At 45.9% G+C, this 12,553-nt stretch carries 12 protein-coding genes, 1 tRNA gene and 1 pseudogene; 8 read left to right on the top strand and 6 right to left on the bottom strand.

Translation table 11 applies throughout. The annotated features are described in order from the left end of the window. The first annotated feature begins 104 nt into the window (after positions 1 to 104). Positions 105 to 1,487, top strand: a complete 1,383-nt coding sequence (locus QUB63_RS14600; protein ID WP_332945978.1) for an AAA family ATPase — start codon at positions 105 to 107, stop codon at positions 1,485 to 1,487. 146 nt (positions 1,488 to 1,633) lie between these two features. Beyond that, positions 1,634 to 1,876, top strand: coding sequence for an AbrB/MazE/SpoVT family DNA-binding domain-containing protein (locus QUB63_RS14605; protein ID WP_332945979.1), 243 nt, complete (start codon positions 1,634 to 1,636; stop codon positions 1,874 to 1,876). Positions 1,877 to 1,906: 30 nt separating this feature from the next. Here the strand turns inward: QUB63_RS14605 and QUB63_RS14610 are convergent, their stop codons facing one another. From QUB63_RS14610 to QUB63_RS14625, 4 genes are all read right to left on the bottom strand, one after another. Beyond that, positions 1,907 to 2,131: a hypothetical protein gene (locus QUB63_RS14610; protein WP_332945980.1), complete on the bottom strand. Its 225-nt coding sequence runs from the start codon at positions 2,129 to 2,131 to the stop codon at positions 1,907 to 1,909. Positions 2,132 to 2,149: 18 nt separating this feature from the next. Next, positions 2,150 to 2,554 carry a type II toxin-antitoxin system VapC family toxin gene (locus QUB63_RS14615; protein WP_332945981.1) on the bottom strand — a complete coding sequence of 135 codons (405 nt, stop codon included), beginning with the start codon at positions 2,552 to 2,554 and terminating at the stop codon, positions 2,150 to 2,152. Next, the gene (locus QUB63_RS14620) at positions 2,554 to 2,778 is read right to left on the bottom strand and encodes a DUF2281 domain-containing protein (RefSeq protein ID WP_332945982.1); all 225 of its coding nucleotides are present in this window, start codon (positions 2,776 to 2,778) and stop codon (positions 2,554 to 2,556) included. Before QUB63_RS14620 ends, QUB63_RS14615 begins: the two co-directional genes overlap by 1 nt. A 238-nt stretch (positions 2,779 to 3,016) precedes the next feature. Further along, positions 3,017 to 4,231: an aminotransferase class V-fold PLP-dependent enzyme gene (locus tag QUB63_RS14625; protein ID WP_332946149.1), complete on the bottom strand. Its 1,215-nt coding sequence runs from the start codon at positions 4,229 to 4,231 to the stop codon at positions 3,017 to 3,019. Positions 4,232 to 4,475: 244 nt separating this feature from the next. Here QUB63_RS14625 and QUB63_RS14630 point away from each other — a divergent pair, with 244 nt between their 5' ends. The 4 genes from QUB63_RS14630 (at position 4,476) to QUB63_RS14645 (ending at position 8,680) form a co-directional block, all read left to right on the top strand. Further along, positions 4,476 to 6,275: a TM0106 family RecB-like putative nuclease gene (locus QUB63_RS14630; RefSeq protein WP_332945983.1), complete on the top strand. Its 1,800-nt coding sequence runs from the start codon at positions 4,476 to 4,478 to the stop codon at positions 6,273 to 6,275. Positions 6,276 to 6,586: 311 nt separating this feature from the next. Then, positions 6,587 to 7,714 (top strand): esterase-like activity of phytase family protein, encoded by a 1,128-nt coding sequence (locus QUB63_RS14635; protein ID WP_332945984.1) that lies wholly within the window; start codon positions 6,587 to 6,589, stop codon positions 7,712 to 7,714. A gap of 56 nt (positions 7,715 to 7,770) precedes the next feature. Then, positions 7,771 to 7,844, top strand: a tRNA-Asp gene (locus tag QUB63_RS14640). A gap of 170 nt (positions 7,845 to 8,014) precedes the next feature. Continuing rightward, on the top strand, positions 8,015 to 8,680 hold the full coding sequence (locus QUB63_RS14645) for a Uma2 family endonuclease (protein WP_332945985.1): 666 nt from the start codon (positions 8,015 to 8,017) through the stop codon (positions 8,678 to 8,680). Positions 8,681 to 8,716: 36 nt separating this feature from the next. Here QUB63_RS14645 and QUB63_RS14650 read toward each other — a convergent pair whose 3' ends face one another. Both QUB63_RS14650 and QUB63_RS14655 read right to left on the bottom strand, forming a co-directional pair. Further along, the gene (locus QUB63_RS14650) at positions 8,717 to 8,926 is read right to left on the bottom strand and encodes a hypothetical protein (protein WP_332945986.1); all 210 of its coding nucleotides are present in this window, start codon (positions 8,924 to 8,926) and stop codon (positions 8,717 to 8,719) included. Between the two features lie 101 nt (positions 8,927 to 9,027). Then, complete coding sequence (locus tag QUB63_RS14655) at positions 9,028 to 9,504, bottom strand: thiol-disulfide oxidoreductase DCC family protein (RefSeq protein WP_332945987.1); 477 nt, start codon at positions 9,502 to 9,504, stop codon at positions 9,028 to 9,030. A gap of 348 nt (positions 9,505 to 9,852) precedes the next feature. Between QUB63_RS14655 and gltX the strand changes: the two are divergent. Then, positions 9,853 to 11,274, top strand: a pseudogene (gene gltX, locus QUB63_RS14660) (glutamate--tRNA ligase); the annotation flags it as partial. Positions 11,275 to 11,817: 543 nt separating this feature from the next. Beyond that, positions 11,818 to 12,252 carry a CAAD domain-containing protein gene (locus tag QUB63_RS14665; RefSeq protein ID WP_332946150.1) on the top strand — a complete coding sequence of 145 codons (435 nt, stop codon included), beginning with the start codon at positions 11,818 to 11,820 and terminating at the stop codon, positions 12,250 to 12,252. Positions 12,253 to 12,553 lie beyond the last annotated feature (301 nt).

Here is a 12,553-nt window from a genome sequence, read left to right on the forward strand (position 1 = left end):
ATGTCGGGAGTTTCCCCGACAACTAGATCGGAAAGATCGGAATTATGTCGGAAATGTCGGAAAGATCGGATATAATAGGGCAAACTCCACCTGATCCCTGACCTATGGACATCGCAGCAGTCTTAAAACTCGCGGACGAACTAATATTCGCCAAGAGGGGAGAACACCTAGACTATCTGCAAAAGGCTATCCTCGAAGGGACATTTCAAGGTCAAACATACTTGAAGATTGCCGAAGCAACTCACTCCAGTGAAGGTCATGTTAGGGATGTCGGTTCAGACTTATGGAAAATATTCTCTGAAGGATTCGGAGAAGATATTACTAAAAGAAATTTTCGAGCAATAATAGAAAAGGTAGAGTTTAACAATTTTTCATCGGCTACCGTTAAAGGAGATGTAACAGTTAATAATGTCAATATCTGTCCAGAAAGGGCGCGCTCGCCCGCCTCTCCCCAAAACTCCGAACAAACCCCAACTCAACTCCACATCGACTTAGGCGACGCACCCGAAATCTTCAGCTTTTACGATCGCACTCCCTCACTCACCACCCTCGAAACCTGGATATTACACGATCAATCTCGCCTCATCGCACTTCTGGGAATCAGCGGAATAGGCAAAACAACCCTTGCACTCCGACTAATAGAACAAATCAAAACTAACTTTGATTACGTAATTTATCGCAGTCTCCGCTTTTCCCCCACCCTCAATGCAACTCTTACCAATTTCCTGCAAATCTTCTCCGACAAAACAGACATCCCCCAGAACATCGAAACCCAAATTTCCCAACTCCTCGACAACCTGCGGAAGTATCGCTGTCTGATTATCCTCGATGACGTACAAATGCTTTTTAGCAGCGGACAACTGGCGGGACAATATAAAACTGGATATGAAGATTATCAGCAATTTTTTAAACTAATCGCCGAAGTTTGTCACCACAGTTGCTCGATCTTGATTAGTTGGGAAAAATCGAGAGAAATTGCTAAATTAGAAAGAGTAAATAACTACGTGCATTCCTTAGTCTTGGGTAGCTTAGGAATCGCCGCCAAAGAAATTCTGAAACAGCAGAAATTATCAGATGAGGATGCTTGGGAAACTTTGATTAATACTTATCAAGGAAATCCTCTCTGGTTAGAGTTAACCACCACGATCGTACAAGACTTGTTTGGTGGTAGCGTCTCCGAGTTTTTACAATGCGACGTTGTGATTTTAAGCGAATCTCTGCAAGCACAATTAGACCAACAATTCCAGCGTCTAACGCAGCCGGAACAGGCAATAATGCTTCAGCTTGCTAAGGAAAATGAACCCGTTTCTTTGCCGCAAATTTTAAAGACAGTACAGTTATCGACATCAGATTTATTAAATGCCATGCAATCATTGGGGATGCGGTTATTTATGGATGCGGAAGAGCAGGGTAAAACAACATTTTTTAGTCTCAATTCAGTTATGAAACAGTATATTAAAAATCGATATTTTCAGCCTAACGACTAAAGTCTCGGCTTCGGAGCAACGGCCTAGGAAAAACCAACGCCTTGTCAACCCTCTTCTTAGTTGCTACACTGTAGATACTCTGTATATACGCCCTTAAAAAAAGGGTGAAGTCCTCAGAGTGATATCATTAGCTAGAGGATTAGGCTATGGTTGGGACGATCGCAAAATGGGGAAACAGTCTTGCTATTCGGATTCCACAGAATTTAGCTAAAGAGATTAACTTGGCTGAGGGTTCCGAAGTGCAGCTTGTCTTGATAGATGGTAGGCTGACGATCGAGCCGATAACTCGTCGGCGTTATTCCCTTGAGGAGTTGGTTGAGCCGATCGCGCCTGAGAATCTTCATAATGAGATTGATAGTGGAGTTGCTGTGGGGAACGAAGTTTGGTGACACAATCAAATCCCTATTAGCTACATCTCTTTATGCTTCTTGTAAAATGCGACTATTCAAACGCTCATATTCATCCTCTAGCAGCCACATTTTAGCAGCTTCGTAATTGTCACTATAAAAAATAACTTTATAATTTTGTGCTGGGTTATGGATGCAAAATTTCCCTGACTTTTCCTTAACTAACATCAGGATATAAGGAGGAGATATCAGAGTATCAGTCCAAATTTCCGCAAACTCCCACTCAATCTCTTGCATGGTAAATTCCACTCATACTCACCAAATTGTCTGAATAGTGGTTAACGCTTGAATTTTCGCGTCGCGGGTGACTAACGGCAGACTCAAAGATAAAGCAGTAGCCGCAATAATCCTGTCTGGCATATCAGGAACTGTTGCCCTGTCAATTTGTTGAATAGTTGCCGAGATATTGCGATCCAAAGGTGCTAGCAGAATCCCCACATTTGGATCGTCCGCAGCATTTAAAACTCGTGTCAGCACCTCGCCTGCCAAACGCCCTCGCTCAATCAAGTAAGAAATTTCTACAATTGAAATTGCCGAAAAGTAGATAAAATTTCCTTCATTAACCGCTTGTTCTAATGCCGTTAATGCTGCTGGTGACAATCTTGGCAGTTCAAAAATGTACCAAATTAGGGTATGGATATCTGCTACGACTGAGGGCATCAAACAATCTCCCTGGGAAAATTTCCCCACATTTCTTGTCTGGCTTGGGCGATGTCTTCTTCCGTAATATCTACTTTTAAGTCAGCACACAACCCTTTGACACTCTTTAGCGCTCGTTTAGGCAGAATTTTTTTTTGAAGAAATTCAGCAAAATCTAAAACTTCTTGCTGCTTATCCGGGGGCAATGTCCGCAACTTATCTAAAACAGCTTGCTCTAAATTCATTGTTTGTTTTCCTCCGTAATTTAGTGGTATCCGAATACGGTCTGCTTTTAGTATACAGCTCAGTCGCCTGCGAAATCTAGGCTAGCATCACTGTTTAACTAAATGTAACGAAACTTCCGCATCAAAACCTGCATAAACCGGGTTTTTTGCCCGGTTAAAGGGCTGTAACCAAGTATTATCGCCAAAACCCGGTTTCTGACTACCCGTGCGGCCAGGACTATAGATAAACCAGCTCCGGCTATACTAATTGAATGGCTATTTCCCCAACCAACTTATCAATCTCCGCCTCAGTGGTAAAATAGTGAACGCAAGCCCGCACGCAATCAGGATTCAGAATAGTCCTTACCATAATCCCCTGTTTTTCCAACAAATCAACTAGCTGCTTGTGCGGCATCCCATTAGTCAATCGAAACGAAACTAAACCCGCTTCCGGTGCAGATTTCCGCAAACACTCCACATCGGCAAGTTCCGACAAACGCTCCCAGAGATACTTGCTCAAACGACAAATTTCTGCATACCTTTGCTCGATCGTACCCCATTCGTGTTGCAGCGCGATCGCACTTCGCAAACCAGAATACAAAGGATAAGCCGAAGTCGCAATCTCGTAACGTTGAGATCCAGGCTTCCATCCAAGCACTTTAGCACTAGAATCCGTCACAATTCCCCGCCAACCGATAAACACCGGATGCAAATCTGCCAAAGCTGAAGCGCTTACATAAAGCCCGCCCAAACCTTCCGGCCCGCACCACCATTTGTGACCAGTAAAAGCATAAAAGTCAACCCCCGACTCAATCAAATTCAAAGGCAAAACCCCCACAGATTGAGCCGCATCAACTAACACTCTAACTTTGCGACTTTTAGCATTAAAACTCTCTTCTCCCCCCCCTTGGCAAGGGGGGGTTAGGGGGGGTTCATGACAGACTTTCACAATTTCAGTCAGAGGCAAAACTTGACCGGTATTCCACAAAATATGACTGATTACCAACAAGCGAGTATTTGGCTGCAAACAATTAGCAATTACCTGCACCGGATCTCCCTCATTCAAAGTTGCCGCCAGCGGACAAACATCAACCTCAATGTTGAAACGGCGCTGAAGTTCCATTACACTAGCAATGATGCCGTGATGTTCGCAATCAGAAAGCAGCAGTCGATCGCCCGCTTGCCAGTCAATGCCCCACAGCGCAATATTGCAGCCCACGGTGACATCCTCAGTCAGGGCGATGGTTTCAGCAGGTACGGCCAACTCAGATGCGATCGCCCGTCGCGTCAGCATCGCCTCCTGAACCACCCAAGCCCCCACCTCCCCCGAAAACGGCCCCCCAAGCTGCACCCGCTTGTAAGCCTCATAAATCGCCTCTAAAGCAGGCTCAGGGAGCGGCCCTTGTCCGCCGTAGTTAAAATAAGCTTTATTGGCCAAAGCTGGGAATTGTTGCCGGTGATTGTCCTTTGTCATACTTTTCTGGGGAATTATTGATAGCGTTAATATTGCATAAATGTCGATCGTCAAAAACCTCTCTAAAAAAGGTTTCTTCTTCCTTTTTCCTCCGGCAGCATCTCTTTTGGGCATTTGTAGTGCTATTTGAGGACAGTAAGTCGTCGTGAAACATACTTTTTGGATGCCGCAGAAATGCTCCTGACTAATGACTAACGACCAATGACTAATGACTTCTAATTATTCTATGCCTTGCGTACACTAAATGTTAATAACCGAGAAACTGCTACTTTCCTATCAGCGATGCAATCTCCGAGCATTTTTAGACACCTGCGGAGACTGGAAACAACTAGACCCCCCCAGCGACTTTTTGCTGAAACTGATGCGCGACAGCGGGACGTATCAGCAGCAGGTTTTAGAACACGAGACTTACCAACAACCATCATATCCTAGAGGGGATTGGGAATCTGGGGCGGCCGCTACCTTGAGTTTAATGCAGCAAGGAGTCGATCGCATTTATCGAGGAGTTCTTGTCCGGGGCGAATTGGGCAAAACCAGTGACGCAACAGATTCTTTGGTAGGAATTGACAGTCAATATTTGCCCGAATTTGGCGAAATTCCCGAAACTCCCGTGCATCTTTCCTCCTGCACCCTTCACTCTTCAAACATTACCCTTGTCAGCCGCCCGCATTTATTAATCAAACAGCCCGGACAATCCAAATTTGGCGATTGGAGTTATGCTACTGCGGATATTTGGCTCAGCAAGCGGCCAAAACTAGACTATCAAATTATCGCAGCTTTTCACGCACAAGTGTTAGCTTCCGTACAGGGAACTATGCCCGAGACTGCGTGGTTGATGCTGCGCAAAAAAGGTCTGTGGCAGGTGAATCTCCACCAGCGAACTCCTCAGATGTTCGAGATATTGGATAGCTGCATTCAGATGATAGAAAATCGGGATAAACCGGAGGTTTTTATTTCCCGGCAAAAGTGCAATCTTTGCGGTTGGTATACTGTCTGTCATGCAGAAGCCGAATCAATCAAACATCTTTCGTTATTGCCGGGAGTTACTGCGGGTCGCTATGCAAGACTAAAAAGTCTCGAAATTACTGATGTTGAATCTCTCGCTAATGCTAGTTCCGAATTGCTAGGTATTTATCCAGAATTTCCCGATCAAGTGGCTTTTGATGTGGTGCGGCAAGCTCAATCGCACTTGCTTAATCAACCGCTGTTGCGAGATGAAGGAAGTTCGGCAACGGATTTTGTAGGGGATGTAACGGATAGAAATTCGGCAGCGAGCACTTTACGAGATGTAACGGAGGTAACGGATGTAGGTTCGGCGGCAGAAGCAGTTAATCAGTTTATCAGAATACCAGAAGTTGCAGGAAATAGTTTAGTAATAGCTAAAATTGAGCCTGTCAAGACTACAGAAAATAAGCCGGCTGCACCTGCCAAGCCTGCCCCAATTCTCCGCAGCAAACCAATTCCTTATTCTCAATCGGTGTTTTTGCCGATCGCCCCAATCGAACTCTACTTTGACATCGAAGCGGAACCCGAGTTAAACCTAGATTACCTCCACGGAGTCTTAGTTGTGGATAGGTACAACAATACTGAAAAATTCCACGGCTTCCTGGCAGAATCAGCAGCCGAGGAAGGTGCAATCTGGGAGCAGTTTTTAGAACTAATGTGGGCTTATCCCATTGCTCCTATTTTCCACTTTTGCGACTACGAAGTCAAGACTTTTAAGCGGCTGGCTAAACTTTACAACACTCCAGCATATTTGTGGAAACCGGTGCTGAAACGGTTTGTAGATATTCACAAACAAGTGACGCAACAAGCGATTATGCCGGTGGAAAGTTACGCGCTTAAGCCAATTGCGCGCTGGCTGGGTTTTGATTGGCGTGATGCTAAGGCTAACGGTGCTCAGTGTGTCTGCTGGTACGATGATTGGCTCAAAACGGGCGATCGATCGATCTTGGAGGCGATCGTCCGTTACAATGAGGACGACTGTCGTGCTACTTACGTCGTTAAAGATTGGTTGACAAATTTTTTGTTGGATCGAACATAGTTGATAGTTGATAGTTGATAGTTAAATGGGAAGGTTGACGCTTGTTAGACAGGATTTAACGATCCAAAACCGCCATAAATTTCGCGCTTGTCCGATGGTCCGACAGGGGTTAAAAACCCCTGTCTCATAGCGAAAGTCCTCTAAAAGAGGACTAAGATTACTCACATTTTTCGTCACATTCCACCGACAACAATTTATGTCAAATTCCACAGTCGGTTAAAACCGACTTTCGCTCTCTCGGCAGGGGTTTAAACCCCTGCCGGACTATGGGGAAACGCGCGATCGAATTCAACCATTAATTCTTAAGTAAAATGCGAAATTTAGCAAAAGCAACTATATTTATTGCCTGTTTTTTGATGGCCGCAACTGTTGCTATCTCGCTCCACCTGTCAGCCCAATCTTTTGCTGTCACTAAAATAGATTTTATCGGTAGAGCAATATTTCCGACTGGTTCTCCGTTTCAGGGGACGGAAATTGGGGGGCTTTCGGGAATTACTTACGATGCCACAAAACAAGTTTATTATGCCATTTCTGATGACCGCAGCAGCAAGGCTCCGGCGCGTTTCTACACTCTCAAAATTAACTGGCAATCTGGTAAACTGGAAAAAGAAAATATGGCTTTTACTGGTGTAACTACTTTATTGGATGAAAACGGCAAGAGTTTTCCTGAATTTAGTTTAGATCCGGAAGGGATAGCTTTTACGGGCAACAGCGTGTTTGTTTCTTCGGAGGGAGATGTCGATCGCCACATTGCTCCTTTCATCAAAGAATTCTCCCTTGATGGTAAACTGCTGAAAACGCTGTTAATTCCTGACTTATTTTTGCCCGACGACAAAGGCAGTAAAGGCATCCGCAACAATCTCGCTTTTGAAAGTTTGACTTTAACTGGCGATCGCAAATACCTATTCACCGCCACCGAAAACGCTACAGTTCAAGATGGCGCCGTACCTTCCCTGGAAAAAGGCAGCCCGTGCCGGATTCTGCGGTACGATGCGGTAAGCGGCAATCCAGATGCCTCTTTTCTCTACCTCACGGAACCGCTACCCGCCGGCGCGAATCCTGTGGGAAAATTAACTAGCAACGGTTTAGTGGATTTGCTGGCGATCGACGACAAGCGCTTGCTGAGTTTAGAGCGCGGTTTCTCCCTCGAAACCGGCACGACTATCAGAATTTTTGAGATTTCCTTGGAAAAAGCCGATCGAATTGAAGCACTCGAAAGCCTCAAAAGCCGTATCAGCGAAGTTTCTCCCGCTCAAAAACGGCTGCTGCTAGATTTGGAAACCCTGAAAATTCCCCTGGACAACATTGAGGGCTTGACATTTGGCCCCGAGTTAGCGGATGCTAGCAGAGCGCTGATTTTGGTGAGCGACAACAACTTCAGTCCCCTGCAAGAGACTCAAATTTTGGGCTTCCAAATAAAAGTTCAAAAAACCTCTTGACAAAGGGTGAGGTTATAGGCATAATAGAAATTGTGCCTGAAACAAAGGCAAAACGAGGGACAGTAGTTCAATTGGTTAGAGCACCGCCCTGTCACGGCGGAAGTTGCGGGTTCGAGCCCCGTCTGTCCCGTTCTCTCGTAAATAGATAGTCTAAGCTTTTGATAGACATCTTTCTGTAGTAGGTTGATTTGTAATCTGCGGTAAAACTGTAAGCAAACTCCAAACGCTTTCAGTCCTTTTCAATTCTCCAATCTAAAATCTAAAATCAAAAATCAAAAATTGTCTGGGGAGTGGGAAAATATGCTCGTTACACCCATTAAGCCGTCACCGGAAACAACTACACAACGGATAGTATTATCTAATATCAGTTGGCAGACTTACGAAAGCTTATTAGCAGAAGCAGGAGACAAGAGATCCTCGCGATTTTCATATTCTCAAGGAGTCTTAGAAATTATCATGCCATCAGACTTGCATGAAACTGTTAACTGTTTGCTCAAACAGTTTGTGACGACGTTAAGTGACGAATTAAAATTGAAACGTAAGGGATTTGGTTCGACGACTCTCAACCGTGAAGATTTAAAACAAGGTGCAGAACCAGATTCGTGTTTTTATATCCAAAATGTCGAGCGCATTCGCGGCAGAAAAATTAACTTATCAAACGATCCGCCACCAGATTTAATCATTGAAGTCGAGCTCACCACTCCATCTACTAATCGGTTTGTTATCTACCAAAACCTGGGCGTTCCTGAAATATGGAGATATCTCGGAGAAGCTATACAAATTTTTCAACTTCAGAAGGGAGAATATGTAATCTGTGAATATAGTAGCACTTTTCCGATTGTTTCTTCAGAAATAATCAATCAGTTTTTGCAGATGGCCGAGACGGAGGATGATATGACGATAATTGATGCTTTGCGAGTATGGGTCAGAGAGAAGTTGCGATCGCCCGAAACAACTGAGCAATAATACTTAAATCCTAGATATTCTCTGACATTCAGTACCTCAAAGATGCGAGACAATCAACGGTCGGGCTATTTGATAAAGTAACACTAGGGCGATCGGCACGAGGATCGGAATAGCTACTAGCAGTCCCCATTTGCCAAACCTCAGCTTTTGACCGTCAGATTTGAACAGGAAAGTCACTGCGAAAATTCCCATAATTACCCAGAGAGCGCCGAAGCCTATGAAGACTGTATATCCTGCATCTTCCATTTTTTTTCCTGCTTTCAATATCAATCTTTAATGTTAGTTGCAGTCTGTTTCTGTTGACATCTGCAAATCGGTCGATCGCACTTACTCAATATGACTCATTTTCAGTTAGACCGACAGCGGCCTTCAGTGTCGCACTCGCTCCGCGCAGTTCGATCGCTCATAATACTTGCTAAATCCGGCCTTCCGGTCAACCTCAGCCGCCAATCGGCCCAAATTCCGTACAGCCAATTGGCGATCGCCCCAATCACGGGCAATTTAGTAACTGCATAAATCCAGCCCATTCCCAAAATCTCATAAATCCGGCGAAAAACCTCAACATTTTTCACCGTCGTACCGTCGGGTAACACCGCGTGAATCCGGCCCATCGCCGTGTAGTAGTCGATTCCGCCGTGGGCTTCCGGGTTGTAGCTATCATCCGCAATATCCACAAACGACACCAAACCTCGCCCCGCGTCCCGTTTTTTCAAGAAATTGACCTCTCGCACGCACAGGGGACATTCACCGTCGTACAGCAGCTCAATCTGCCAAGACGGCTTAACCTCAACAGATTCGGGAAACTCAGTTTTAGGAGCAGACATAGGGAAATATATTTTAATTGCGATCGCACACACACATTTTACAAGAATTAATAATTATCGGGCGCGTCTCGAACACCCCTGCTGCAGTTATTGGTACTTTAAAAAATAGGCCCAAAGGTGAATCCAGTCTTGGGCGCCTGCAGTGCTAATATCGTCAAGATGCGGTCTGGTGCAAGACCCGACACTTTCGCCCGCTCGCTCGACGGCCTGTTATCGGGTAATTCCAGGCAAACCAACTGCCAAGCACAACTTTTAAGCCGGCAACAAAATATAATAAAATTTGAAGTCTTAAACATCAGCTATTCCCCCAACCAGCAAATTGCCCCCAATCTCAAAGCAAAAATCTACATGAATGTCAGAGTCCGTCTAGCCCCCAGTCCCACCGGAAACCTACACATCGGTACCGCCAGAACCGCCGTATTTAACTGGCTGTTTGCCCGCAACCAAGGCGGAACATTCATCCTGCGGGTAGAAGACACAGATGTCGAACGTTCTAAAAGCGAATACACCGACAACATCCTCGAAGGACTCACATGGCTGGGTATGAACTGGGACGAAGGCCCGAGTTTTCAGTCCGAGCGTCTGGAAATATACCGCCAAGCAGTCCAAACCCTTCTAGACAAAGGACTCGCCTACCGCTGCTACACCACGTCGGAAGAACTCGACGAGATGCGGGAAGCACAAAAAGCCAACAAACAAGCCCCCCGCTACGACAACCGCCACCGCAACCTGACTCCTGAACAGCGCGCAGCTTTTGAAGCCGAAGGGCGACAAGCTGTGATTCGGTTTATCATTGAGGACGATCGCACGATCGCGTGGAACGACATGGTACGCGACACCGTAACCTGGAAAGCGAGCGACCTCGGTGGCGATATGGTAATTGCCCGGGCATCCAGCGGCGGCGCCATCGGCCAACCCCTCTACAACCTCGCCGTAGTTGTCGATGACATCGACATGGGCATCACCCACGTCATCCGCGGCGAAGATCACATCGGCAATACTCCGAAACAAATATTACTTTACGAAGCTTTGGGCGCGACAATCCCAGAATTTGCCCACACGCCGCTGATTTTAAACTCGATGGGGCAAAAGCTTTCTAAACGCGACGGCGTAACCTCGATTTCTGACTTCAAAGATATGGGTTACGTCCCCGAAGCTTTAGTCAATTACATGACTTTGCTGGGTTGGACTCCGCCGGATTCTACGCAAGAAATATTTACATTGTCGGAAGCTGCCGCAGTATTTACATTCGATCGAGTCAACAAAGCCGGTGCAAAATTTGATTGGGATAAACTGAATTGGCTCAACGGTCAATACCTGCACAAGATGCCTGTGCCGCAATTGACAGATTTGCTGGTACCTTATTGGCAGAAAGCCGGTTACGAGTTTGACTCCGAGGCCGATCGCCCTTGGCTCGAACAAATAGCTGCTTTAATCGGCCCGAGTCTCGTTCGCTTAACCGATGCTGTCGGTATGTGCAAGGTGTTCTTCTCCACGACGGTGGAATACGAAGAAGAAGCACTCGCACAGTTGCAGCAATCAGGGGCTGCACAGGCCCTGCAAGCAGTTCTAGAAGTTCTCGAAACTCATTCCACCCTGACATCAGCAGAAGCTCAGAAAATCACTAAAAAGCTCAGTAAAGAGAAAAATCTTAACAAAGGGCTGATTATGCGATCGCTCAGAGCCGCTCTGACAGGTGCAATGCACGGCCCCGACCTGATAGAATCTTGGGTAATCCTTCACCAGCGGGGGACGGCTAAAACCCGCTTGCTTGATGCCATTAGCAACTTGAATTTGCCGGCAGTTGGTGTCGCGGCCGAAAATCCTACCCCAGAACAACCCAAAGCCGAAACTCCCGCCGAAACTCCCGCGCTCGAACAGCCAGCAGTCGAGGTTTCAACAGTCGAAACGCCGACTATTGAAACACCAGCAGCAGAGGTTTCCGCAGTCGAAACACCGACTATTGAACCAGCAGCAGCAGAGGTTTTAGCAGTCGAAACACCGACTATTGAAACAGTCGAAACGCCGACTATTGAAACAGCAGCGGAAGTTACAGCAGGCGAAACGCCGACTATTGAAACAGCAGCGGAAGTTACAGCAGTCGAAACGCCGACTATTGAAACAGCAGCGGAAGTTACAGCAGTCGAAACGCCGACTGTTGAAACAGCAGCGGAAGTTACAGCAGTCGAAACACCGGCTGTTTCAACAGTCGGAACGGAGGTTTCAGCAGTCGATATTTCGGCAGTTGAAACAGCCGCAGCAGCAGTTGAAATACCTGCCGCCAACCAGCAAAAAACTATTGCGAGTGGAGAAATGACTTCATCAAACGAACCAGAAACAACCGTTATCATCACCGAAATTCCTGCAGGGGATGAAGCAGACAGTTCGATCGGTACAACAAAAGTCATAATTACCGAAGAACCGCCAAATCAGACCCAGCAAATCAAAGAACAAATTATCTCAATTTTGTCCGAGTTTCCCGCTTACATCGGCAGCTTTTACGAGCAGTACAAAAGTCCCCTGACAGTTGTCGGTGTCATTTTAGCGTCGATTGTCTCTTTGAAAGTGCTTTTGGGCGTAGTAGACGAACTCAACGACATTCCCCTGCTAGCACCTACATTCGAGCTAATAGGTATCGGATACACCGCGTGGTTTGTCTACCGCTATTTGTTGCGCTCTTCCAACCGCCAACAATTAGGTCAAGAAATTCAAGCTTTGAAAGAACAAGTTTTTGGCAAAAAGTCCTAAATTTTTGCTGGTAATTTGTTGATTTTGTGCCCGATACTGACAATTTTAAATCTGTTGTCAGTGTCGGGTTTTTCAATGAAGGAAGAAGGAAGTTCGGCAACGGATTTTGTAGCGGATGTAGCGGATGTAACGGATAGGAAGAAGGAAGAAGGAAGATTAATTACCAATTAATCTCAGCAATGGCCGTAGGGTGCGTCGAAGAAAGGAAAATCCCTCAATACAAACCGAGAATCTGACAGATCCGCACCAGCCATAGCGAGCAGACTGCAAACAAAACAACTGTTTGTCTTGTTTGCTTAAC

Origin of the sequence: Microcoleus sp. ARI1-B5, from assembly GCF_036705795.1 — a bacterium.
In the GTDB taxonomy this organism is placed as follows: Bacteria; Cyanobacteriota; Cyanobacteriia; order Cyanobacteriales; family Microcoleaceae; genus Microcoleus.

What these genes read in the sequence shown, in the direction of transcription:
- QUB63_RS14605 (WP_332945979.1), top strand. Translation starts at nt 1,634, where the DNA reads ATGGTTGGGACGATCGCAAAATGGGGAAACAGTCTTGCTATTCGGATT.
- QUB63_RS14665 (WP_332946150.1), top strand. Translation starts at nt 11,818, where the DNA reads ATGACTTCATCAAACGAACCAGAAACAACCGTTATCATCACCGAAATT.
- QUB63_RS14610 (WP_332945980.1), bottom strand. Translation starts at nt 2,131, where the DNA reads ATGCAAGAGATTGAGTGGGAGTTTGCGGAAATTTGGACTGATACTCTG.
- QUB63_RS14655 (WP_332945987.1), bottom strand. Translation starts at nt 9,504, where the DNA reads ATGTCTGCTCCTAAAACTGAGTTTCCCGAATCTGTTGAGGTTAAGCCG.
- QUB63_RS14635 (WP_332945984.1), top strand. Translation starts at nt 6,587, where the DNA reads ATGCGAAATTTAGCAAAAGCAACTATATTTATTGCCTGTTTTTTGATG.
- QUB63_RS14600 (WP_332945978.1), top strand. Translation starts at nt 105, where the DNA reads ATGGACATCGCAGCAGTCTTAAAACTCGCGGACGAACTAATATTCGCC.
- QUB63_RS14630 (WP_332945983.1), top strand. Translation starts at nt 4,476, where the DNA reads ATGTTAATAACCGAGAAACTGCTACTTTCCTATCAGCGATGCAATCTC.
- QUB63_RS14615 (WP_332945981.1), bottom strand. Translation starts at nt 2,554, where the DNA reads ATGCCCTCAGTCGTAGCAGATATCCATACCCTAATTTGGTACATTTTT.
- QUB63_RS14625 (WP_332946149.1), bottom strand. Translation starts at nt 4,231, where the DNA reads ATGACAAAGGACAATCACCGGCAACAATTCCCAGCTTTGGCCAATAAA.
- QUB63_RS14650 (WP_332945986.1), bottom strand. Translation starts at nt 8,926, where the DNA reads ATGGAAGATGCAGGATATACAGTCTTCATAGGCTTCGGCGCTCTCTGG.
- QUB63_RS14620 (WP_332945982.1), bottom strand. Translation starts at nt 2,778, where the DNA reads ATGAATTTAGAGCAAGCTGTTTTAGATAAGTTGCGGACATTGCCCCCG.
- QUB63_RS14645 (WP_332945985.1), top strand. Translation starts at nt 8,015, where the DNA reads ATGCTCGTTACACCCATTAAGCCGTCACCGGAAACAACTACACAACGG.